Annotated in this window: 17 protein-coding genes and 1 pseudogene; 12 read left to right on the top strand and 6 right to left on the bottom strand. The window is 56.2% G+C overall.

The window, feature by feature from the left end:
• Positions 1-34: 34 nt before the first annotated feature.
• The 3 genes from ligD to HV770_RS18115 all read left to right on the top strand — a co-directional run bounded on the left by ligD (position 35) and on the right by HV770_RS18115 (position 4,517).
• Positions 35-2,542: a DNA ligase D gene (ligD, locus tag HV770_RS18125; RefSeq protein WP_175161745.1), complete on the top strand. Its 2,508-nt coding sequence runs from the start codon at positions 35-37 to the stop codon at positions 2,540-2,542.
• 185 nt (positions 2,543-2,727) lie between these two features.
• Positions 2,728-3,678 carry a non-homologous end joining protein Ku gene (gene ku / locus HV770_RS18120; RefSeq protein ID WP_175161743.1) on the top strand — a complete coding sequence of 317 codons (951 nt, stop codon included), beginning with the start codon at positions 2,728-2,730 and terminating at the stop codon, positions 3,676-3,678.
• A complete protein-coding gene (locus HV770_RS18115) occupies positions 3,675-4,517 on the top strand; it encodes a tetratricopeptide repeat protein (RefSeq protein ID WP_175161741.1) in 843 nt (280 codons plus the stop codon). The genes ku and HV770_RS18115 overlap by 4 nt, the downstream gene beginning before the upstream one ends.
• A gap of 315 nt (positions 4,518-4,832) precedes the next feature.
• Here the strand turns inward: HV770_RS18115 and HV770_RS18110 are convergent, their stop codons facing one another.
• The 4 genes from HV770_RS18110 to HV770_RS18095 all read right to left on the bottom strand — a co-directional run bounded on the left by HV770_RS18110 (position 4,833) and on the right by HV770_RS18095 (position 7,845).
• Entirely contained in the window at positions 4,833-5,345 is a 513-nt protein-coding gene (locus HV770_RS18110; protein ID WP_175161739.1) for a hypothetical protein, read from the bottom strand.
• A gap of 89 nt (positions 5,346-5,434) precedes the next feature.
• Positions 5,435-6,256, bottom strand: coding sequence for a hypothetical protein (locus tag HV770_RS18105; RefSeq protein ID WP_175161737.1), 822 nt, complete (start codon positions 6,254-6,256; stop codon positions 5,435-5,437).
• A gap of 305 nt (positions 6,257-6,561) precedes the next feature.
• Positions 6,562-7,233: a hypothetical protein gene (locus HV770_RS18100; RefSeq protein WP_175161735.1), complete on the bottom strand. Its 672-nt coding sequence runs from the start codon at positions 7,231-7,233 to the stop codon at positions 6,562-6,564.
• Between the two features lie 285 nt (positions 7,234-7,518).
• Entirely contained in the window at positions 7,519-7,845 is a 327-nt protein-coding gene (locus HV770_RS18095) for a hypothetical protein (RefSeq protein ID WP_175161732.1), read from the bottom strand.
• On the opposite strand from HV770_RS18095, the pseudogene HV770_RS38690 reads away from it, so the two are divergent.
• The 7 genes and pseudogenes from HV770_RS38690 to HV770_RS18065 form a co-directional block, all read left to right on the top strand.
• Positions 7,840-8,085 (top strand): annotated as a pseudogene (locus tag HV770_RS38690) (SOS response-associated peptidase family protein); the annotation flags it as partial. The gene HV770_RS18095 and the pseudogene HV770_RS38690 sit on opposite strands and share 6 nt — an antisense overlap.
• Positions 8,086-8,292: 207 nt before the next feature.
• A complete protein-coding gene (locus tag HV770_RS18090; RefSeq protein WP_175161951.1) occupies positions 8,293-8,604 on the top strand; it encodes a hypothetical protein in 312 nt (103 codons plus the stop codon).
• Between the two features lie 525 nt (positions 8,605-9,129).
• Positions 9,130-10,053, top strand: coding sequence for an H-NS family nucleoid-associated regulatory protein (locus tag HV770_RS18085; protein WP_175161730.1), 924 nt, complete (start codon positions 9,130-9,132; stop codon positions 10,051-10,053).
• A gap of 416 nt (positions 10,054-10,469) precedes the next feature.
• Positions 10,470-11,444 (top strand): HamA C-terminal domain-containing protein, encoded by a 975-nt coding sequence (locus HV770_RS18080; protein ID WP_217468614.1) that lies wholly within the window; start codon positions 10,470-10,472, stop codon positions 11,442-11,444.
• Positions 11,441-14,008 carry a DEAD/DEAH box helicase gene (locus tag HV770_RS18075; RefSeq protein ID WP_175161726.1) on the top strand — a complete coding sequence of 856 codons (2,568 nt, stop codon included), beginning with the start codon at positions 11,441-11,443 and terminating at the stop codon, positions 14,006-14,008. The genes HV770_RS18080 and HV770_RS18075 overlap by 4 nt, the downstream gene beginning before the upstream one ends.
• Positions 14,009-14,880: 872 nt before the next feature.
• Entirely contained in the window at positions 14,881-15,705 is an 825-nt protein-coding gene (locus tag HV770_RS18070; RefSeq protein WP_175161724.1) for an AAA family ATPase, read from the top strand.
• 19 nt (positions 15,706-15,724) lie between these two features.
• On the top strand, positions 15,725-16,510 hold the full coding sequence (locus HV770_RS18065) for an HNH endonuclease family protein (RefSeq protein ID WP_175161722.1): 786 nt from the start codon (positions 15,725-15,727) through the stop codon (positions 16,508-16,510).
• Here HV770_RS18065 and HV770_RS18060 read toward each other — a convergent pair.
• Positions 16,492-16,770: a hypothetical protein gene (locus HV770_RS18060; RefSeq protein WP_175161720.1), complete on the bottom strand. Its 279-nt coding sequence runs from the start codon at positions 16,768-16,770 to the stop codon at positions 16,492-16,494. The genes HV770_RS18065 and HV770_RS18060 overlap by 19 nt on opposite strands.
• Before the next feature lie 407 nt (positions 16,771-17,177).
• Between HV770_RS18060 and HV770_RS18055 the strand changes: the two genes are divergently transcribed.
• Together HV770_RS18055 and HV770_RS18050 are read left to right on the top strand one after the other, a co-directional pair.
• Positions 17,178-21,119: an NACHT domain-containing protein gene (locus tag HV770_RS18055; protein ID WP_217468613.1), complete on the top strand. Its 3,942-nt coding sequence runs from the start codon at positions 17,178-17,180 to the stop codon at positions 21,117-21,119.
• 103 nt (positions 21,120-21,222) lie between these two features.
• Positions 21,223-21,968, top strand: a protein-coding gene (locus HV770_RS18050; RefSeq protein WP_175161716.1) for an IS5 family transposase whose coding sequence is annotated in 2 segments (ribosomal slippage) — positions 21,223-21,577 and positions 21,577-21,968 — 747 coding nt in all. Because the reading frame shifts where the segments join, the coding sequence is not laid out codon by codon here.
• Positions 21,969-22,223: 255 nt separating this feature from the next.
• Here HV770_RS18050 and HV770_RS18045 read toward each other — a convergent pair.
• Positions 22,224-23,822 carry an ATP-dependent nuclease gene (locus tag HV770_RS18045; RefSeq protein ID WP_175161714.1) on the bottom strand — a complete coding sequence of 533 codons (1,599 nt, stop codon included), beginning with the start codon at positions 23,820-23,822 and terminating at the stop codon, positions 22,224-22,226.
• Positions 23,823-23,827: the final 5 nt, after the last annotated feature.

Genomic DNA, 23,827 nt, shown 5'->3' with positions numbered 1-23,827 from the left:
TCCGCCATTACACCGGTCTTTGCCGGTTGGAACTATGGTAACCGCGCGCGATTCTACGACTCCATCCCTTGGCCGCTATCGGAGAAAGCGGAACTTTACTGTCACGCCTGAACCGGCGCCTGCCAAGCCAGTCACACGCGAGCGCGCGCCTCTGAGCTTCGTTGTTCAAAAACATTGGGCTAGCCGCCTGCATTACGACTTTCGTCTGGAACTCGATGGTGTGCTGCTCTCCTGGGCGGTTCCGAAGGGCCCTTCCTACGACCCCAAGGAAAAGAGGATGGCCGTCCACGTGGAAGACCATCCGGTCGAATATTCGACGTTCGAAGGAACGATTCCACCGAAGCAGTACGGGGCCGGGACGGTCATTGTGTGGGACCGCGGGACGTGGGAGCCCGTCGGCGACCCGCGCAAATCCATGAAGGCCGGGAAGCTGGTCTTTCGGCTCCATGGCGAGAAGCTCGCGGGTCTCTGGGAACTGGTCCGCATATCCAAGCCAGAGGACAGCCAGGACCAGTGGATGTTGTTCAAAAAGCGCGACGAGTGGGCGCAGCCGCTAGCCGAGTACGACGTTATCAAGGCGCTGCCTGACAGCGTCACCACAAAGCCACTGGGTCTGGTCGAAGAGCGTAACCCAAGAGTTACCCGGCTCGCGCGTCAAGCTGACCCGGCGATAGACCTGTCGGCCGTAGTCAGCGCGCCGCTACCCGCAAAACTCGAACCGCAGCGCGCGACCACGGCCTCGTCGCTGCCGACTGTCGGCGACTGGATAGTCGAATCGAAGCTGGACGGTTACCGGATGCTGGCTCGGGTCGACAAGGGTCGCGTACGGCTGTTCACGAGCGGTGGCCACGACTGGACGAAGAAACTCGCGACGCTGGCCACTGAGGTCGCGAAGCTCCCCCTCACGAGTGGATGGCTTGATGGTGAGATAGTGGTCCTCAGGGACGGACTACCGGATTTCGGCGCTCTACAAACCGCGATAGACGGCGCCGCGTATGACGAAATTGTCTATTTCCTGTTCGACCTTCCATACTGCGACGGCGATGACCTGACGAGCGTCCCACTATGGGCGAGGCGCGCGCGCCTGGCGCAGCTGCTTGAAAACGATGGCGACCGGGTACGTTTCAGCCAGGACTTCGACGCACCTATCGCGCAGATATTCGAAGCCGCTGCGGCCCTAGGACTCGAAGGGCTCATGCTGAAAAGTCGCGACTCTCGCTACGAGTCTGGAAGGACGCAGACGTGGCTGAAGGCGAAGTCCAGGCTGCGGCAGGAGTTCGTTATCTGTGGCTTCACCGCCAGGGGCGGCAAGGACGGCGAAGTCGGCAGTTTGCTGCTCGGCTACTACGTGGGCAGCAAGCTTCACGATGCAGGTAGCGTGGGCACCGGCTGGAAGGCTCGGACGGGCCAGGACCTCTGGGAACGCCTGCAGCCGCTCGAACGCGATACTAGTCCGTTCGACGTTGCGGTATCGAAGCCGAGCCGCTGGTCAAGGCGGGCCGCCGGCGCCGAACGTTGGGTACACCCGGAGCTGGTTGCGGAGGTCGAGTTCGCGGAGTGGACCGGAGAAGGTGTTGTCCGGCAGGCGTCGTTGAAAGGCTTGCGCGTCGACAAACCCGCGCGACGCGTCGTCCGTGAGTCCGGAGAAACGCTGAAGCCAACTCCTGTCTCGCAGGTCAAGGTCACGCACCCCGAGCGTGTCGTTGACCCGTCCAGCGGCGTTAGCAAGCTGGAACTCGTCCGGTACTACGAAAGCGTTGTCCAGTGGATGCTGCCGCACCTGGTGGACCGGCCTGTTGCAATGGTTCGCGCGCCCACTGGGATAGCCGGGCAGACGTTCTTCCAGAAACACGCGGAAAAAACCGGGATGCCCGGTTTGAAGGCGCACGACCGCAAGCTGTGGATGAATCATCTGCCGCTGCTGACTGTCGATACGGCGGACGCGCTGATGTCGGCTGCGCAGATGAATGTTGTTGAGTTCCACACGTGGAACTCGACAATACAGCGCATCGATAAACCGGACAGGGTCATTTTTGACCTGGACCCCGGCGACGGAGTGAAATGGCAGCAAATTCAGGAGGCCGCGCTTCTTGTCCGGGCGTTGCTTGAGGAGCTTGACCTGCAAGCGTGGTTGAAAACCAGCGGCGGCAAAGGGCTGCACGTCGTTGTTCCGCTTGCGCCAAGACTGGACTACAAATCTGTGAAGGCGTTCTCGCAGGCGTTCGTCCGGCATCTCGCAAAAACCATCCCGGACCGCTTTTCAGCGACATCAGGGGCAGCCAACAGAATCGGCAAAATTTATGTCGACTATCTGCGCAATGGCAAGGCCCAGACCACGGCTGCCGCCTTCTCCGTGAGGGCCCGTCCGGGAATGGGCGTCTCGATGCCCGTGTCATGGGAGCAACTGTCTGACCTTAAAAGCGGTGCGCAGTGGACGGTGCAAACGGCGAGAGAGTATCTTAGCTTCCAGACGCAGGACCCGTGGGAAGCGTACTGGCTTGCAAAACAGTCGTTGGCGTCGGCAATCAGGCGGCTCCGGTGAGAGACGGCCGGCGCCGGCAGATGTAGCGACCACAAGTGATAAGCGTTGGAGCGCGGTAGAGCGCCCACATGGCCGAAAGCGAGCCGACTCACCGGCATACGAGATGCGCGCTCGCTATGGTTGGCCGGAGATACTGGTATCAGGCAGCGCTGGTGAATCCCAGCGCCCGCTCACAGGAGGCTCACATGGCAGCACGTTCCATCGCATCGCTGACTCTGTCCTTTGGACTGGTGTCCATACCAGTCAAACTGTATTCGGCGACGGATAGCGCCGCCGGTGTGGGCTTTAACCTTCTGACGCCGGAGGGTGGTCGCGTGAAGCAGCAGTACATATCAGAGGCCACCGGCGCCGTCGTCGCCCGCGCGGACATGAAGAAAGGATACGAGTTTGAGAAAGGGCAGTTTGTCGTCTTTGCCCCGGAAGAGCTCAAAGCGCTGGAGGAAGGTGCAAGCCATGTGGTTGAGATTGTGTCGTTCGTCCCTGAGAAGTCAGTAGACTCGCTGTACTACGACAAAGCGTACTTCATCGCCCCGGACAAACGCGGAGGGAAACCCTACAGCCTCCTACGGCTTGCCATGCGGGAAAGCGAACGCTGTGCGCTCGCAAAATGGTCGTACAAGGGAAAAACCCGAATCGTTCAGATACGCCCGGCGGAAGACGGCATGGTTTTCCAGCAGCTGCTGTTCGCCGATGAGGTGCGCGCGCTGAGCGATTTGCACATCGAGCTGGTGACGGTTAGCGATACAGAGCTGAAGCTCGCGCTGCAAATCATCGACCAGGTGTCGGAAGACGTCTATGACCCGACAGGTTACGAAGACGAAGAGAAGAAGCGGATACTGGAAGCCATTGACCGGAAGATTGCGGGCAAACAGATTGTGTCACCTGAGGCACCGGCCGAGGAGTCAGGCGGTCAGGTGATTGACCTGATGGAAGCACTTCGCGCAAGTCTCAGCGCCAACAGGGCGAAACGTGAGGCGCCGGTGAAGACGGCCGCGACCAAGACGCCGGCCACCAAGAAGGCTTCACCAGCCGAGGTCGACGTGCTCGCCGCCAAGCCCCGCCGGCCTGTCAAACGGGCGACACCGAGAGCGGACGTCAAGGAAGCGCCACCCGCAAAGGTCCGGGCACGCAAGTGAGCCGCCGCAACCAGTCAAACGACTACTCGCTGCGCAGCCTTCAATCGCTGCTGGGCGTGTCGCGTCGTGTCCTCTCGGGGTTGATTGACGCCGGCTTCGTCCACCCGTCGCGTGGGCGACGCAACGAGCTTCGATTCTCCTTCCAGGATGTGGTGCTCCTGCGCACTGCTTTCCAACTGCAATCGGCCAACGTCTCTGCACGCAAGATTCTGAGAGCACTTACGAGGCTGAAAGCAGAACTTCCTGACGAGCTCCCGCTTTCCGGCATTCGAATCACATCTGTGGGCCAGTCCGTGGCGGTAAGGTCCGGACAGGCCCAGTGGGACGCTGACTCCGGTCAGCATCTGCTCGATTTCGAGGTCGCCCATATCCGCGGGGATGTGGCGTTTCTGGACTCGGCACCGCGAAACGATGCCAATCGTGAAGAGCAGGCAGCGGAGTGGTTTGCCCTTGCCGAACAGCTTGCTGGGACCGACGCGGTTGGCGCAGAGCAGGCTTACCGGAAAGTGCTCGAGCTCGCGTCGTTGCCGCATTACGACGCCTATACGAATCTGGGCGTACTGCTGTGCGAAGCTGAAACGCGCTGCGACGAGGCGTTGTCCATCTTCGATGCGGCGTTACAGCACTTTCCCGATGACCCGCTCCTGCACTTCAACCGCGCGGTTGTACTCGAAGAACTGAAACGCTATGACGCTGCGGAAGCGGCGTACCAGCGATGCATCGAGCTGGACCCGACGTATGCCGACGCTCATTTCAATCTCGCCCGACTGAGCGAGATTCGTGGCGACAAGCAGGGCCTCGTCCGGCATCTCAGCGCTTACCGCCGGCTCGCCGGCTGAACAGGCTTTGTGCGCGCGTCGCTATCCGTGACCGTCCATCCAGGCACGCGCCCATGCCAGTCCTGCTTCTTCCGCCTGCTGCGCGACGTCAAGCAGACCAAGAACATTCGTACAGCCACCGCATCTACCGGACGCGCTCGGACTTGGCGACATTGACCTTTCGCTCTACCAGATGCTTTACGTGAAGGCGCCAAGGACCGCGGACGCGCACTGGTCGGTCGAACAGATTCTGCGCGCGCGAAGTTGCGGGATGCTCCTCTTCTGGGCCCCGGTACAGTGCGTATAGAGCAGTTGCCGTGCGCACTGCCATTTGGCTTAATTTGTTTTCAGGTGGTCGAGAATGCGGCCAGCTACAGCACTAGCGCCGGCCGGGTCAGCGAATTCGGCTAGGTCGACTGTAAGTCGAGATACGCGAACAGATTGGAACGACGTTGCGGGAAACCAGACACCGTCGGCCGCCGGGTAGTCGGTGTTTAACCATACCTGGTGATACCAGTTCGTGCCTTTAGGAAGCGTTTCGGTGGCGCGATACAAATAGATTAATAGCAGGCTCTCTGCCGCTTCCGCGGGCACCGGCTCCCGTCCCTCCAGCTCATTTGTGTCCGACATCAAGTGAAAATCGACAAGGAAGTCTCCCGCTTCCGGGTTGTTATGAGCTTCCGTATTCTCCTTGCGTGCGGACAGAAAAAGATGTGACGCGTTCAGCATCGGCAGAAAGTCCTTCCCAACCTTCTTTCCAAACGGGTTTACGTTGTAGCTCCGTAACGGATAGTTCGGATAGGCCGCCGAGTAATACGTCGCCCCTATCCGCTGTGCAATATCGTTCACGAGAGTCAAGAGTGCCGATTGATAGTCTGCAAGAAGTCGATAGGCTTTTCGAACGTCCGTCAGAACGTCAACTAGTTCGTTGCGTGAGCTCATTTGTAGAATAGAAAGCACTCAGAGTTAATATATTGGCGGGTCAGGCAATGAAGGGGCGTGGCACGAGCAACAGGTCTTTGGCCCGTGACTATTGCAGATTCAACATCGGGGCGAGCTTCAACGAGCACTTTAAAGGTCTCGACAGATAGGCCAGCTTTGCACAACTCGTGCAGCCGTAACTCACGTTCGCGGATGAGACCATGAAACCGCAGTCCAGCCTCAACGTCGTCTCTCATCCGCTGATAACCGGGATGCGTCAGAGCTATTGCACCGAAGGCTTCGAGCGTGTCAAGCCACTTTACCGCGTGAACCTCTATCTCATCTGAGAGCTGTTCGCCAACAAGCTGCTCGTGCACTAGCGATTCAAAGGCGGAGGTCGATGCTGGCGAAGTGTCTTGACGGCCTCCGACAAGAAGCATGATTAGCCGCAATTCGCCTGCAAGAGGTTCAGCTTTAAGGACTGCCTGTATTTCTCTCGCTACTTGCGTGGCATATTGCTGGTCCATCTGGTCCCAACGCTTCGCTTCGACGACGACCAACGCCGCTTCTGTCACGAGAAGCAGGTCCGGCTCAATAAGGCTTCCTTCAAGCTCGAAGCGGGGCCAAAACTCGACGCGTTCAATGCGTCCGACCGGTCGGACCGTCTCAGGCAAGAGGGCTGTCCAGAACGCTGATACCGCGTCGTCCGAAAGATAAGACACGCGTTCGAACACGAGGGATGTCAGCAGGTCCTCGGACCCGGTGGCAAATGAAAGGTCATGGCCCACTCCCTCTAGCCCGGAACCTCTCCGCTTTCCTTGCAAAACTGCGGTCAACATTTATTCGCCTCGGCGTCTTCGGAAATATTCCTGGCTTGCAGGCAGCGGTCGGCACTGCGCGAACGAAAAAACCATCAAAACTAGGGCCGCCTTGCGCCGCGCCAGTAATAAGCACGATTTCCCCGACTACGCATCAGCCAGGACCAACTGGCCTTTGTACCATCACTTGTGTCGAGTCCGGTTTGAACACGGGAATAGATTGGGCTCAGGCGCCTGTGCCGCACTTTAGACCGCCGACAGCGGCCGTGCAAGGAAAGTCTTGAGCCCGCGAAGCCCGACCGGACGGAGCTGCGCATGCTTTCTTGTCAGAAGACGTTCGCCTTCGGCGTCGCGTCGACGTGCACCTTCTCCATGACGATGAAACGGGTCGTACTCGCACCCAGTCGCGGACCGTCCAGGCTCGGCGGGCACATATCAACAGTGAACTCGGTCGCCGAACTCTTTACCTGCTCGGTCGGCGAAATGTCCTGGACCCAGCGGCTCGCGACGCTCCCCCAGTTGATTTTGAAGTTCGCGCCATTGCGGTAAATGCACTGCTCGTCCTTCCGGTCGTCGGTCTGCTGGCCAGGGCCGTACTTCGCCACGAGCTGCTGCCTGGCTTGCTCAAACGTTGCATCGTCGAGTGTGACGCTGAAGGCCGTCAGAACACCCTCGGTGAAGGTCAGCGACACCTTTTCTGGGTTCGGACCGAGTGGCGTGAGGGCAAGTGCCTTGAAGCGTTCCCCTCCGTTCGGGGGAGGGAAGCGCGACGCCTCCGGCTTCAGGCTCTCAGTGAGATAGAAGCCGTCGTTCGCGCTCAGCGCTTCGACCGACTCGCGCGTCATTCCAAGCTTGAGCGCGCCGAAACCGACAGGCCCTGTCGGCGCGGCTGCTACCGGCGCCGAAGCGGCAGGGGTCATCTGCGCAGCATGGTCCTTTTTCTTGTGGTTGTCCGCGTGCGCACCGGCCGCGACAAGAAGGGCAGCTATCGCCGCCACGTAAGTCTTTTTCATTTTCGTTCCCCGTTGCATGTTTTATTTGATGTTTTCTTACGGCGGGAAAGAATGATACCTGAACCTTTGACGCGCAGATGCAGCCGACCGGGCGTGATGGTGCGGCCTTCAAAACAACCCACCTCGTAGAGGGGGGCTGCAACAGGGTAATGCAGGTCTGGCTTAGCTGAAGCTGATTTCGCTCTCTGCGACATTTGCTTGTATGCGTAATGCATCTTTCGCGGTCAAAGGCCAAGCCCTACGCGAGCTCGCTTCAGAGCAGTGTTTCGACTACAGGGTCTTTTTTACGAGTTTGCTGGACGGATGGTTCTTAATCATCCATCGCGCCATCCCGGCAAATGGGGAGTTCGTGCCGGCGAATATGTGCGCGGTTCGTGGTGAAATGGTCGGAGTCCGGAAGTCACCAGGGTACAGGGTAATCTCCTGGCGGAATTCGTAGCCCACGTTGTCGATGGCCGACAACGTCAGTCCGATTTTCGTGTTGTGCAGCAACTGAAAAATCTCCTGCTGCTCCGGCACGGGTGTCCGTTCACCCATCGAGACAAAATGGATGGCTTCGTGAGGCACCTCTGCGGTGAACACGGGGAGCTGATGCATGTCGCGTGTCTGTGGTCGCGATGGACTGCGCCGGGCGAGACGGACCTGCTTTCATTTGCCGCCATCACGGATGAACCTCCTCCATAGGTAGCCGCAGCAGGACATGACCGGTGCATCATTCCTATCAAGCCGGAAAACATAGACGCTTGGCTCAATCCAGACCCGAAGAATCTCGACGCGATGTACGCAATTCTTGATGACAGGGACCGGCCATACTACGAGCATCGGCTTGCGGCATAGCAGTGCCGTACGAGCATCCGAAGTGCCCGTCGGGTATTCATATCCGTGATTGGCGGGCTGGGAGCGACGTGGTCGTGATTGACGCGAGCTGGCGTGGTGACACATCGGCACGGTACAAGGCGCCGACTCTTTAAACTTTGTATTCTTGCCGGGTCGCGGGATGCCCCACTTGCGTCGAACTGGCTCGAGCTACTAGCGGGAGACATGATGATACGCAAGACGCTGAATGCCTCGCGACTTCAGCAGGAGGTCGACCGGCGAATTCATCGATTGCAGGCAATCGTCGAGGATGGCGTGAAGATTCGTGTGCCGCGGCCGCAGTTGCAAGAGGCTGACAAGACCGGCTGCAACTGGAACATGACCCACTTCGGGAACGCGGTTGGCTTCGAGCGCGACATCGAGGGCGTGCTCAAGGCCGTGCGTGCGGAATACAATCTCAGTACCGAAGTGAAAGACGTCAGCAACCATTCGGGGACTAACCGGGAAACATCGATTCGTTGTTCGTTTTTGACGGTGTGAGCACTATTGACGCGCCTACCTCATCAACGTAACTCATCGCGGAATGCCGGCAGACGTCTTGTAGTGCCCAAGTCAGAAATCGCGGCTGATGATGCGATGATGCTCCCGTCGGAACCGTAAGTCTCGCAATCATCGCCCTGCTGCCGAGCGCCCAGTTTCTGGACGACTTGCCACATCTTGCTGAGAATGACGACATCGAATTCTTGACGACAACATTGGCTTCTGCTCCTTCTAGCAAGAAAACCCCTAGCGCGACCGGCATGAGCGCCGGCCTGCTGACGGCCTTGCTTGTCGCGGTCGGATTCGGCGCTCTCTTCCAACGCCGAAGGAGCAGCGGTGGAAGTACCCGAGAACGACCAGGCAATGTTCGCGGCACAGACAAGCCGTGAGCGGGCCGCATTGAAGAGCCTGGAGGGCGGCGACGCAGTGTTGTGATTTTTGGTGAAACACCGCTTTAGTCAATGCACTAGCCTTTTCTAGCGCGACCGTGGCATATTGCGACCACATTTATGAGGAGGCCACTTGATGGCAACGACTTTGGAAGCAATGCAGGCGAAGATTAAAAAATTGCAGGTCCAAGCGGATGCGCTGATTGCAAAGCAATCGTCGGGCGTCATCGAAAAGATTCGCGAGTTGATGGCGATGCACGGCCTGACCACCGCTGACATTGACGCGCATGTTGGTGGCAAGAAACGTGGACCGAAGCCTGGCGCCAAGGCTGCAGCGAAAGCTGGAAGCTCAGTAGCGAAATATCGCGACCCGAAAAGCGGCGCGACTTGGTCAGGACACGGCCGTGCGCCCAGTTGGATTGCCTCAGCGAAGAACCGCGACAAGTTCTTGGTTGACGGAAATACGGCGACCGCGAAGTCAGTTCCCGCGACGAACGCGAAGGCGGCTGGCAACTATGTCCACGGTCCGCAACCGGCGATGTATCAGGACCCAAAGTCCGGCGCGACGTGGAGCGGACGTGGGCGCGCTCCGGCATGGTTGGCTGGCGTCAAAGACCGGAGCAAGTTTCTGATTGCAAGTGGTACTGAAGGGACTGTTGCGACGACCTCGGGTACTGCGAGCAAGACAAAGACTGCGACAAAGAAGGCGGCGTCGAAGTCGGCCGGTGTGACTTCGGGCAACGGGCAACCGAAGGGCGAGCAACCGGCTAAGTACTTCGACCCGAAGTCTGGCGCGAGCTGGAGTGGGCGTGGTCGGGCGCCGGCATGGTTGGCTGGTGCCAAAGACCGGACCAAGTTTCTGATTAATGGCGCCAGTGTGGCGGCCGATTCGAAACCGACGGTCAAGAAGGCTGTTGCGAAGAAGGCCCCGACGGCGAAGAAAATTGCTGCCAGGAAGGCCGTGAGCGCGAAGGTGCCGGCTAAAAAAGCGTCGCGGCAGACCGTGGCCGTGCCCGCTCCGGTGGATACAGTCGAGTCTGGCGCCGAGCTGACGACCTAATCGTAGTTGTAAGATGCCCGGTGGACCAGCGATTTTTGTGGTTCCACCGGCCGCCTCAACGATTCTTTGCGCTGCTCGGTCTCTGCGCAACCTTATCACGCAAAAGCAACATTCCGTCGATGTTTCTATGACGCCAATTGTGTGTAGGAATACCATACCGCCTTAGCGGATAAAGCTGGATTCGGCGCAATTGCGTTTCTTCAAGGGAGGCGTGGCACCCTCGTTGCTGATACAGGCATGGATGCGGGCTTGTTTGACCTATGACCTCGTTTATGTCAAGTGACTTCAGATTTTCCGGTCCCTCTGACGGGTCGATGACATCGGATTCGACTAAGAGAGCACGTGTGTACGACAACCGGAGGCAAGCGTTGCCCCCAGAAAAATGGCTAGTTTGGCAAGAAAATAAGAACCGAGCGATGGATACAGATAACAGCGTGAACGGGCTCGACGGGCTTCGCGAGAACGACAAGGAAGTCGATACATATGTAGGGATAGTGGTAGTTCCAGAGTCCGACAACGGCAGCCACCACCGCAGCAAGCTTTTGTTTCTACGTTTCGAGGAGGACGTCCCCCGCGACGACGCCTTCATCGAATTCCTGGTTGATTCCATCGTTTCATATGCTATTCCGAAGAAAAAACGTCTTGCAGCTATAGCTCGTGCAAGTGGTTCGCGGACTGGCGCAGACATGCGCCCGCTTGCACGACTGCAACGGGAAGGGCGGCGACTCTTCCTGGAGTATGACCCGAACAACATTGGGCGGTTCGGAGAAGTTGGAGAGCTTATCGCTTACTGTGTAGCCGAACGTCACTTAGGGGCAGCACAAATTGCGGCGAAGTTGTCGCTTAAAACGAATAGCAACATGCCGGTTCACGGAATCGACGGTATCCATGCCAAATTCGAGAACGGTGTGATGAATGTGTTTTTGCTCGAGTCTAAACTCGCACCAAGTGCAAATGACGGAGCGAAAGAGTTTGCGGTATCTACTGCCTCATTCTCGTCGAACCGAGCACAGTATTTGCGAGAACTGACAATCGTCACCGATTTCAGCAATCTTGATGCTCTTCCGCAAGAGCAGAAGGATGTGTTCCTCAGCTACTTCGATATGTATGATTCTCAGTCCGTTCTGCAAAAGAGAGACCGGCATGTGGGTTTTATCTGCTACGACGAAAAGCTCTATGCCAAGGGCATCCCAGTCGATGACACGAAGCCGCCATCTATACACGAAGACAATTTCGTCGAACGCTACGCGAAGCAGCACAAACACCATGACGATGCGCTTTTGAAGCACCTAGGCAACAACAATGTTAAGCCTTTCAAATCCATGGCGTTTTTTATCGCAGTTCCTTCTGTCGATGAACTTCGTAGGAAATTTGGCGAGGCACTGAAATGACAACATTCGCAGACCAGCTTTCCGCACGCATACTCGCTCGCCCCGAATTTTGGAATGACCTAGATTCAGTAAGCGCTCGCGGCTTGATGTCGGAAATCCGTCCATCTTCGGATGATACAAGCTCCGACGACGGTGAAATCCCCGAAGCTACGCAGCGACTCGTCTATTCGGCATCTGTCTTTGCCCAAACGGAATCCGATAGCAACAGGTCTCTTGCGCAGCGCATCGCGCTGTATACGTCTTTGCTATCTGACAATCCGTTAGTTCTCGAAGCATCCACTCGTATTTTAGCGACCATCGGAAATTTCCCGGGTATGTCGCAGCTTGAGCGGCGACCGATGAAAGTTCGCCCGTCTCTCAGCACGTCATTGACAAACAAGCTTTTGCAGGAAATCAACACGGAAGTAATCAACGGAGCGGACGTTCCACTGACAGACTTTCAGCGAAAGGTGTGGGAAACTTTACCTTCCGGCCAGAACCTCGCTGTTAGTGCACCCACTTCCGCTGGAAAATCGTTTGTCGTTCTCGCTCGGCTTTGCGAACGAGCAAAGACAGAGCCGGGATTCTGCGGGGTCTATGTCGCGCCGACGCGAGCCCTGTTAGCCGAAGTGCACGAGAAACTGACGAGCAGACTCGCTGACGTTTCCGACGCCGTTCGTGTATCGACAATTCCTACACTGGACAGCGAAAGCCGTCCTAGCCAAGTGTTCGTGCTCACGCAGGAGCGCTTGATGGTGCTTCTAAGCGTTACCTCGATTAAATTCGATATGGTCGTTGTCGATGAGGCGCAATCGATTGGCGACGATATCCGCGGCATGATATTGCAGGACTGTCTTGAACAGGTGCGCGCCCGCAACGCTAAGGCACAGTTCGTATTTCTCGCGCCTGGAGCAACGGGCTTCGCGGCTGTCGGCAACTCCATTGGACTTGACGAAATCTCGGTAGAAAAGACCGGTTTATCGCCCGTGCTCCAGAACCGAATTGTCGTCACCCCGGACGCAGCGAAGCCTACCTATCTCCACCTGAAGCTACTGGAATCCACTAAGTCGGTGCCGCTTGGGGAGGTAATTGGAAGTCGAGGATTCCTCAATTCGAAAACCGCGTTGGCTGCAGTCGCGCTTGAACTTGGAAGCAACGGCGCCTCCCTTGTGTATGGCACTGGGCCGTCCCAGACCGAAAAAATTGCACTCCAGATTGCAACCGAATTGCCCCGCAAAGCGACACCTGTGCTCCTCGAACTCTCGAAGTTCATCAAGGACCATGTGCATCCGAAGTACAGTTTGGCCGAGCGGGTCATGAAAGGTGTCGCGTACCACTATGGCAAGATGCCCAGTTTGCTGCGGGAAGCCATTGAGGCAGCTTTCAAGAGCGATGACATCAAGTATCTGGTGTGCACGACGACGCTGTTTCAAGGTATCAATTTGCCAGCGCGGAACGTGTTCATTGATACACCGACGCGTGGCCGAGACGGAAAGCTCGATGCTGCCGCGCTGTGGAACTTCGCAGGACGAGCTGGTCGACTGAATCATGACATGGTCGGCAATGTATTCCTCGTCAACTATGACAGTTGGCCAGACAAGCCGTTGAGCACCGCGCAGCCGTTCTCACTTCGACCCGCGTTTATAGCCGCCGTCGCCGGAAAGTACGACGAAGTTCTGCAGGTGCTTAGCAGTGGTCTTGAAAGCGACATATCTAAGGTGCCCGCCGACGCAAGGGCAGCTGCTGGGCTGATGATGTCTCGCGCTGCAAAAGGCTCGCTGTCGACGTTCTTTGGACGGCTTGAGTCCTCGCTCGACTCAGGAGCACGTGAGATTCTGGTCGAAACTGCAGAGAAGACTACCGAAGCGCTAGACCTGCCTCCCGAAGTGCTTGAGAGCAACTGGACCGTGAATCCTTTTGGACAAGCGCGCCTTCTAGCACGGTTCCGGGTGCTGATTGCTATTGGCCGTTCTGAAGAACTGATTCCTCCCCATCCATCGGGCGACGTTTTTGAAAGCTACGTCCAGATTTTCGCCCGCATTAACAAGTACATAGTGGGCTCCAGTTTCGCTGCCTACAACGTAAAGTTAGCAACCATCGGCTTGGCGTGGATGCGCGGAACTCCTCTTCCGGTACTTATCGGAAAGAGCATCGAACTAGCGCAAAAGAATAAGAAAACCGACCGTCCAGTAAACGTGGACACGCACGTGCGAAACACCTTCGAGTTTGTCGAAGACAAGCTGCGGTTCGAATATGTGCAGCTTGGAAAAGCGTATGTCGATCTGCTCCGGTTTGCACTTCGCGAAAAGGGCCTCGATGTCGAAGCCACTTCTGTCTTCGATTTCCCACTCGCTCTAGAGCTCGGAGTTTCCTCTGTAGCCGGACAGGCGTTCATTGAATTAGGGCTGTCGCGTGTGACGGCATCTTTGCTTCAGGACCTGATACCAGACTCGAATCCGACGTTGGCGCGTGCCAAGTCATGGCTTGCATCACTTACGGCCGACGACCTTAAGCTATCGGCGGTCATTTCTCAAGAACTTGAACAGAAGGGGTTACTGGCGCAATCGATAGCGGACGGCGCATGATGTAGGCCGTCTCGCCTCAGGTCGCCGACAACCTCGGCGACAAGCAAAAATGTTTGGCAGGCGCTTTGCCATTGCGGTGAACGCTGCACGCGGCGCCTCCGCTTCTCGACTCAACAATCCGCGGCTTCACATGTGAGCCACCGGAACCTAAAATTATCCAGCTGAAACACGAACCGGGCGAGCGCGGCACGATGCCGGGGCGAGGGGGTGTGAAGGCTTGCTTTACTCTAAGATAAAGGGAACCCTCGATGTTTCAGGTCGACACCGTGTCTTCGCCTCGCGGCGAGTTGAAATTTAGCCGCTCGCGCAACGGTCAAAACAGAATCAGCATCATTACTGGGCCGAATGGCTCCGGGAAAACGGAGCTTTTGGCAACTCTTGGCAGATGGTTCTCATCCCCATCGGTGGGAGGGTTGGGGCCCGGCGTGTCCATCAGGTGGCGAAAAAATGGCATTGCATACTCGTCTACGGTGTCTGGCTCTGAATACTCACCATCAAGGGTCATTGCCCAGACGTTTAGTCCATTCTCGCGGTTCGCTCCGCCGAGAGATACCCCGTTATCCCTCACGAATATTTACGCAGAGGCTGCCGAGCAGGAATCCAACTACCGTTGCGTAGGCATACACCGGCGCACGCGTTACATCTCGGGTGAGTTATCAAAGCAAGTCCTTGAGCGAGGCATCTACCAGCTGACCGAAGCGCCGATACATACGCGGGCCCTGGGGAAGGTAATTCGGGCGCTCGGGTTTCGGGACAGAATCGATTTCAGGTATCGGGGTTCACGAACTGCAAGGGAACTATTCGTAGAATTCCGACACGGCAGACTCGAAACTTACCTTACCGACATATCCGAGCCTTACTACCGCGGACAGTTGAGCAAAGAGGTTCGGCGTACCGGCGCACCTGCACTCGCCACATTGCTGCATAGCGTGCTCGATTTGCTAGGCGAGTATCCGGCCAAAGGCGTGTTCGAATTCACATTCGACTTCGAAGCCGGAAGGGCTTCTGAGGATTTCGCCAGAATGCAGGCACTCGTATTGCTTAGTCGGCTAGATGCTTTGCGTCTGGAACGATGCTCACTCTCCCCGACAAATGGCGCCAAATCAATCGACCTCGTAGAGGCGAGTTCGGGGCAACAGCAAATGCTCTGCTCGATGTTCGGCCTGATGAGTGAGCTCAGAGATAATTCGCTTGTCCTCATCGATGAGCCAGAACTTAGCCTCCATCCCACGTGGCAAATGGGCTTCTTGGACCGTTTAAGCTCGGTTCTCGAACAGTTCAACGGCTGCCACGTCATCTTGGCGACCCATTCTCCGCTCATCGCTCAAAGTGGGCTAATTAAGGGAATCGAAGTCCTTCGGATGCTCCCACCTGATTACGTCACAACTGCTGGTCCGAGGTATCACCAAGCTGGCGACACGTCAGTCGAGGAGACGCTCCTCGATGTATTCGGCACACCGGTGCCCGGAAGCGTTTATCTTGCGAATCAACTCTTTGAGATAGTCACAGAAGGGGAGCGTGAAGGCAAGGAGTCGCTTGATGAAGCGCTCGCTCGATTGCACCGATTGAGCCTTTTGTATGAAAACCGCGAAGAGGGGCCATCGTACGGAGGGGACCTCGAAATGATTCAGAAAGCCATGAGATTGCTCTTGCAGTCCGATGAAACACCGGAAGAGAATTATTCCGATGCCAAATAGACGCACTAGGTCGAGAGTAATGACGCTCGCTGATTTTGGGCCCACGCTGCTGGATGCAGAGCATTTGTATTTGCAAGAGCAAGGGGCGAAGTCATCAGGCTACTGGGATAAACAACCGGACGCTGAGAAGCCGTTGTTCGCGCGCTTCAAAAGTGAAGTGAAGCGGTATTACCGTGCGGGCCAAGACCTGCTCTGCTGTTATTGCAGCTGTGACCTTCAGTATGCTCAGAATACGTATGACCTCGAGCATATTCTTGACAAAGCGGACCACCCTCACCACATGTTCGCACTGAACAACCTGGCCGCTGCGTGCAAGTCCTGCAACACCTCAAAAGGTAAATCCACGGTCGTTGTGGAGGGTGTCGATACAGATACCGTCCCGACTCAGCACGAGCATTACACAATCGTTCATCCGCACATAGACGAGTGGCATGACTTCTTCACGTTTGATGAGGTTGGTCGGGTCAGCTCTCTGAACGGCAACGTCAAAGGCCAGAACACAATACGAGTCTGCGGGATAAGTGCAGTCAACGCGACACGGCTCGCGCGTAGTTTCGCTGGCAATGCCGGTCATGCCGAAACTCAGCTGCGAAAATTCTTTGAATACAAGAGCATTGGGAAGAAGGAGGCTTGTCTTGACTTTCTTCGTTCGCTGACTCCGAGATTGAAAGTTGCAGATGAGATAGTCGAACACCTTACGCTTGAAGTAGAACGACTCAAGGCAGAACAGGATGCCCTCAAAGAGCAGCAACAACGAGCCCGCCGCGTGGCTCGCGTGGCGCAAGCTCAGAATGCAGACAGTTGAAGCACCGTTACCGCCACGCGGCTTACGCATCCTGCATAGGCGCGTTCAGCGACTATCGGAACGGGTAGTCGCGGCGTATCATATGTTTCAACCATAGAAAGGGTTGCAGGTTCGGTGCAGCAGCTGACGCCGCCGGGAACCGATATACACAGAATCCGATTTATCGCCCCGTAGTCCTCACGTTCGCCCTTGAAGATTGTCAGCAGGTCCAGCGTCCGGCCGTCGTGCGCAAAACCATCATCCATTTCGACGTATTTCATCGGACAGGCGCCCGACTACTTTTTGACGCGGTACCGTAGCGCACGTTCGGATGCCGATTTTCCAGTAAACTTGCACGTCTAAAGCCAGCGGTGCAAACGGTGCGTACTCCAGCTCTTCAAGGGCATCGAAGCTCGTACGCTTGACATTATGCCATTCTGGTTTTCTTTGTGGACGCAGCGGTAGACTTTTATAATACGCAACTATTACAAATGGAGAGTGCGACTGCACGGTCGCTGCGACGAAGGTGACAAACGAGATATTTATCGAACGCAGGGCAACCCTCACAAGCTGTGACAGTGGGAGCGATTCGCGTCTTCTTTCGGATTGGGAAGGTCTAGACGCATATGTACTGCTTGGCGAGCCCGGTTCTGGAAAGACTACCGCTTTCGAAGCCGAAGCAAAACGCATGGGCGAGGCGGCGTTTTACGTGACCGCTCGAGATTTTGTGGTTTTGGAATTGCCGCCCGACGCGCTGGGAAAAACCCTGTTTATCGATTCGTTGGACGAGCGTCGTACCGATTCCGTTTCTCCCTTCACTGCGTTGGACGAGATTCGTAAGGCTCTCCAAAAGGCCGGGTGCCCTCGTTTCCGGCTTTCGTGCCGAGAGGCCGACTGGGTACAGCGGGGTGACAGCGATTTAGAGAAAGTGTCGTCATCGAAAAGTGTCAAGACGCTTTGGTTAAACCCTCTAGATGAAGCCGAGATTCTTGAGATTCTTGGACGCACGCTAACATCCGGGTCGATTGCGCCCGTTTTATTTCTCCAGGAGGCGAAGGCCCGAAAACTGGACCCGCTTCTCTCGAACCCTCTCTTTCTGAAACTCTTGTCTGACGTCGTCGACAAGGGTGCCTGGCCGGAAAGTCGCAGCGCTACATATTCGGCAGCCTGTAATCTCTTGGTGCGCGAACACAATCGTGCGCACCAGATGAGCCGCCCCATCCGAAATTCAATAAATTCACAACGCCTCTTATCTGCAGCAGGAAAACTAGCCGCAGTAATGCTGCTGTCAAATTGTACGAAAATTATCGTTGGAGCGGTTGATACGGCCGCTGCTGATGCTTTCCATATTGACGATTTGCCGGCCGACCTGGATGTGGACAAGGAAACCGCTCTCGCAGTACTTGATACCAAGCTTTTTTCTGCAGTCGGAGATGCGCGAGCTCCAGTGCATCGAACAGTCGGGGAATACCTGGCTGCGCGGACAATTGGAGATTTGGTTTCGAATCACGGCCTACCACTAAGGCGCGTGCTCGCAATCATGAGTCTGGAAGGAACGCAGTCTGTTGACGGCCTACGAGGCGTACACGCCTGGTTGACGCTCTTCTGCGTCAAAGACAGAGAAACACTCATCGCGAACGACCCGTTAGGTCTAGTGCTGTATGGTGACGTCAAGTCGTTTTCTGTGGGACAGAAGACAAAGTTGCTTTTCGAGTTGCAGCGTGCGGCCGAAAAGAATCCATGGTTTCGCAACGAAAACTGGGAGGCTCATCCATTTGGCGCGCTCGGGACGGCCGATATGGAATCGACGTTCAAGCAATTCCTGCAGGATGCATCTCGAGATATGGAGCATGAAGCCCTTATTGTTTGTCTCCTCGATGCGATTCGCTTCGGCGATACGTTTCCAGGCCTGGCGGGTATCTTTGAGGAGATTGCTCGGGACGAGACCCGAGCGCAACGAGTAAGGTTTTGCACCGTCGCGGCCTGGCTTCGCGACGGCGCATTCGAACCCGACTCAGCTCGACGTTTGTTAATCGATGTTTCTTCCGGAGCGTTAAAAGACCCGGACGACGAGGTTCTGGGCGAGTTGCTGGATTGCCTCTACCCAGCGCATTTGTCAGCAAAGGAAGTTTTGGTGTGTTGCAGGCGACCGAAGCGACCAAACCTGATTGGTCAATTCAGGATGTTCTGGGCTGTCGAATTCAATCGTCGCCTCCCGGACAAGGATTTGGCGCTGGCACTGGAAACACTCAATGATATTCTCCTGTCGCCAGCAGCACGCGACGACATCGATACACCAACTCGCGCCTATGACGTAACTCGCGAGGTCGCTGCGAAGGTACTGGTGCGCGCAGTAGAGCTAGAAGGTGAGACAGTTCCGGCAGCCCAGCTATGGACATGGCTCTCTTTGGGATTGGACAAGTATGGTTCCACAGGGCTTGAAGCGTCGGCCATTCAACGTGTCAGTGACTGGCTGAGCCATCGACCTGAGATGCAGCGACGGCTAGTTTTGGAAGGCCTCAGGCTGATGTCAGATAGCACGATGTCGCTGGATATTCACAAGGTTGAGAACCGCCTCTACGACGCGCGCCGCCCCGCTGACTGGCATCTTTGGCTCCTTGAGCAAGCGAGCGCTTCCGCCGACGAGGCATTTGTCGAATACTGCGTTGACCGCGCCTCATACGCTGCGGTCAACCTGACCGAACGTTTCGATATTAGTCTAGAAGCGGTTGGGAGTTGGATTGACAGAAACGGGCAGCGTTGGCCCCAAGCGCAACAATGGATGGAACGAAACACAGCATGGCAGTTTGATTCTTGGCAGCGGCGCCAGTTTGAGAACAAATATCAGACCGAGGCTCGGCGCCAGCAGGAGCGTGCGAAAAGACAAACCGATTTAGGGGAGCGACTTCGAGCGCTTTTGACGGGGGTACGTGATGACTGGCTTGCACAGCAAATTGCCTTGGCCTACGACAGGATGTTTTCGAACATCGATAATGTAAAGCCTTTGCAGCGAGTGGCCGAGCTTCTGGTTGTGGCCGATGACGTTGCAAAGCAAGCGATAGACGCGGTCAAGCGGCTCGTCGCAGCAGAGTACCTTCCGTCGTTGCGCGACATCATCTCAGTGGGTACGAAGGAAGGCAAATCCTTCATATCTTCCTATCCGGCGTTGTTTGCCGCAAGACTTTGCTTTGCCGATGGCGTCGATGTGAATTCTTGGAATCCAAGGGTGGTCGAAGCATTGGTCGGCTTCTACATGATGAATGGCAGCTCGCCGATTCCCGACTGGATGCGAGCAATCGCAGAGGACAATCCACTCTCGCTTTCAGACCTGATGTTCACTTGTTGGGAAGAGCAACTCAATTCTTCCCGCCCTCCTAACGTAGACGCCCTTCAGTTTCTGAGGGATGAAGATGCACCCCGAGGTCTGGTGGAGAGCCTTTTGCCACGCGTTCTCGTCACCATTGCGGCCGACCCGGACGAGCGAATACTGCATTTCGTTAACACTGTCTTATTGACTGGAGCGGAAAGGCATTTACGACCCGAAGCTGTCTCAGGTGCCCTGACGCACCTTCTTTCCAGGTCCGGCACAAGCGACAAATTTCAGTTGGCGCTGCGCATGGGGGTCTTTGTGAACGACCCGCAAAGCCAGATTGATGCGATTGAAGTTGAGACGTCGAAACGACCAGACGGTACATACCTGCTGGCAAAGGCTATCGAGCAAAGGGGACAAGCTGCTTACGACGCCTTGGCGTTACATCCATCCATCGCTGCTCGACTGATTCGGGTGCTTGCGTCCGCACCTAGCATCCGGACCCCCTCTGACGATGAGAGCGATGACTCACCGTACAGCCATCAGAGCGCGGTGTTGCAAAGAATCGCTCACCTTTTGGCAGCGTCCTTGTCGCCGGATGCGGAACAAGCGCTACGGGAGCTTCAACAGGCCCCCGAGCTCGAATTGTGGCGCTGGTGGCTTGGCGCTCTTTATTTTCAGCGAGACAGAAAGGTCAAAAACCTCGCATACATGCCGCCGACGCCATTAGAGGTGTTGAATGTCCTCGCCAACAAAGCGCCCGCAAATTCTAGGGATATGGCTGAACTATTGAGGGACCACCTCAGTCATTTTGCTCAAAGGATACATTTCGAGGAGACGAATCTTCTTGACCTGTTCTATGACCGAGATAGGAAGGGTGTGCTGACCCCGAAAAGCGAGAACTCCTGCCGCGACGTGCTGCTTGGCTTGTTGCGCGACCCCCTGGCATTGCGTTCTGTGCAGATAGAAAAGGAAAGTGTCGCAGCCGCCGAGAGGCGTGCTGATATGCAGGCAAGCATTTTCGTCCAGAGTGGTCGGCGAATCTTGCCCGTCGAGATAAAAAAGGATAACCACAAAGAACTGTGGTATGCATGGCGTGACCAACTCGAACCCCGATATATGCGCAATCCGAGCGCTGACGGTGTCGGCGTCTTCATAGTCCTATGGTTTGGCCACAAAACGAAGGTGGGACCATATCGCCAAAAACCGAAATCGGCCAAACAGATGGCGGAAATGATGAGTGCACTGATACCTGCCGAATATGCGGGGCATATCGTCGGTCTAGTTATCGACTTGTCCCGCGGTCTGTCACGAGGATAACGAGCTGCGAGAACTGAGACGCTGTTGCGAAATTAGGTTTTGGGTCTGTTAACTTTTCCGGCTTGGTGTTAACTTTCTGTCCTGTTTTACCTGACAGGAAGCGATGCCCAAAGAAGTGATAGACGACGAATTGTGGTCACTCATCGAACCACTGCTGCCTGCGCGAGCACCACGCAATCGCCAGTTTGCGGGCCGCAAACCGACACCCGACCGGGCGGTGCTGACCGGCATCGTGTTCGTGTCGCGCTCAGGCATTGCGTGGAACCTTCTGCCGCAAGAAATGGGATGTGGTTCAGGCACAGCTTGCTGGCGACGGCTCGTCGCGTGGCAAGAGGCGGGTGTGTGGCAACACATCCACGAAACATTGCTCGCCGAACTGCGTCGCCGTGGCGAAATCGATTTCTCGCGTGCGCTCGTCGACAGCTCATCGATTCGCGCCGTGCTGGCGGGAAAAAAACCGGCCCGAATCCCACGGACCGGCGCAAGCTCGGCAGCAAACACCACCTCATCGTCGACGCCCAAGGCATCCCGCTCGCGGTCATCCTGAGCGAGGCGAACCGGCACGACATTACCCAGCTTGATGCGCTGGTCGACGCCATTCCCCACATCCGGGGCAAGCGGGGCCGTCCCCTGCACAAGCCGCAAATCGTTCAGGGCGACCGGGGCTACAGTTCCGAACCTCATCGGCAGCGCTTGCGCGAGCGAGGCATCACGCCAGTGCTCGCGAAAATCGGCTCCCCGCATGGCAGTGGCCTCGGCAAAACGCGTTGGCCAGTCGAGCGTTCGATTGCGTGGCTTCACTCGTTTCGACGGCTCAAGATTCGTTACGAACGCTATGCTCATCGATGAAAACTCTCGCGCTCTGCTCGCGAAGTGTCGCAATTGGTCGCGTCGTGCATGAGAAACAGCTCGCATTCGTCAGACACGACGCGCGCCGTACGACTCCGCACTGCCGTGACATGAAACGCAGAGCAGTACCGCGGCGGCGGCATGTCCGCGTCAGTGTTGAAATGACCGAGCGGGACAAGCTCGCCCCGCTCGATGCAATCGCATGACAGTGTCCCGCCGCCGGCGGCCCCCGGGTGGCGCTTGGGTCGAAGGGCGCTAGTGACTGTATGCGCTTGCCCAGCAATGCTGGAGCGCCATGAAACAAACGGACATTTCGCCTTCAAACTGTTCCTTCGTCAGTCGCTCCGCGACCTTGCGCGCCAGAAGCACTTTCTTTCTAATGTCTTGAAAATGTTCACGCAACTCAGCGGGATAGTAATCCTCAAGGCCATTCACAGGCAGGACATGCAACTGTCCGTTTCGTTCTAAATGCGGATTCGTGGCTTTGAAAGCGTCGAATCTTCTTCGCTTCTCGTCGCCATTGGGCTGGTCGCACAAGATCGTCACTTTTTTGGAGTAAATGGGCGTGTGCCTCAGGGGGTCGTAAGCGAGCGCGATGGCGCCGAGATACTGTCGTTGGCGTTCGTCATCGCCGTCAGCTCCGATGACTTTAATGTTTGGTTTGTCTGCATAGAAACGCTTGATGAGTATGCGGAGAAAGGTCTCTTCGCTCGGTCCTTCAACGACAAAGAAGTTCGCCGGTAGAAGTAGGTCGGCGGGGTTGCCACCAAGTAACTGATAGACCACCTCTTGCCTGTCAGGGCGCTCTACGGTACTGACGCTTGTGTCTCTGTCCGACTTCCTGACAGAGAAAACCGTTTGACTCGGATTTTCATCCGCGATGAACACCGACGAGTGGGTAGTTAGAAACACTTGGTCACCAGAGCTGGTGAGTGACAACAGTGCAGCCTTCAACTGCCGTTGAGCGGTCGGATGCAGGTGCAATTCCGCCTCATCAAGAAAGAAGATGAACGAACGGCCGAGCGCTGACTCTCGACGAAAATCGGCGTGAGTATTGATTACAGCCAGCATTAACGCTCGCTGCATTCCATCGCCTTTTTCTTCGGCGGTGGTTGGGACACCATCGTCGAGGTGCGTGGTGTAGGTCTTCAGCAACTCATCGAACTCAGGTTCTTCTACCTGAAAGGTAACTTCACGGCAATCGGGAAACTGCTTTTCAAGATGTTTTTGAACGCGCTCGCTCAGTTCGTTGAGCATTTTGCGGACGCCTGATTCCGGTGAACCAAACAAGACCTCGAATTTCTCGCGGAACTCCCTGTATGCTTTATCTCTCTCGAGTACCTCCGTGACGATGCCGCTGAGCATCTGCCCGATGGGAGTGGTGTTCTTGTAAGCAAGGACCTCCTTGAGACTCTTGGTTGCCTCTACGAACTCGAACCTCGGAATGCAGTTGTTGAAAGCGCTGTCCGCACCTGTTGGTTGGCGAACCCAACCTCCCGATTCAGCATTCCATAGAAAACGGTTCTTGGAGTCTGCGGACGTGCGGCGTATCCGCATCGTGTCGGAATTTCCAATAATGCGAATAAGCTTTGTGCGATTCTCCTCGTTAGATATATGTGCAAGCCCGGCTTGGACATCGGAGAACTCAAGCTCGACGATGACTTCCTCTTCGCCAGCATCCACGTGACGCAGGCTGCCTGCTTCCGTTCTGCCTGTATAAAACCACGCTAGTGCTTCCAGAACGTTCGTTTTCCCGTGATTGTTTTGGCCGACTAGAATGTTGAATGAAGACGTAGCAAGCTGGACATTCCGAAGCGACCGAAAGTTTGCAATCGAGATTGAAGAAATATTCATGATGC

It is taken from the genome of Paraburkholderia fynbosensis (assembly GCF_902859935.1).
Lineage (GTDB): Bacteria > Pseudomonadota > Gammaproteobacteria > Burkholderiales > Burkholderiaceae > Paraburkholderia > Paraburkholderia fynbosensis.
This window is presented reverse-complemented; position numbering and strand designations above follow the sequence as displayed.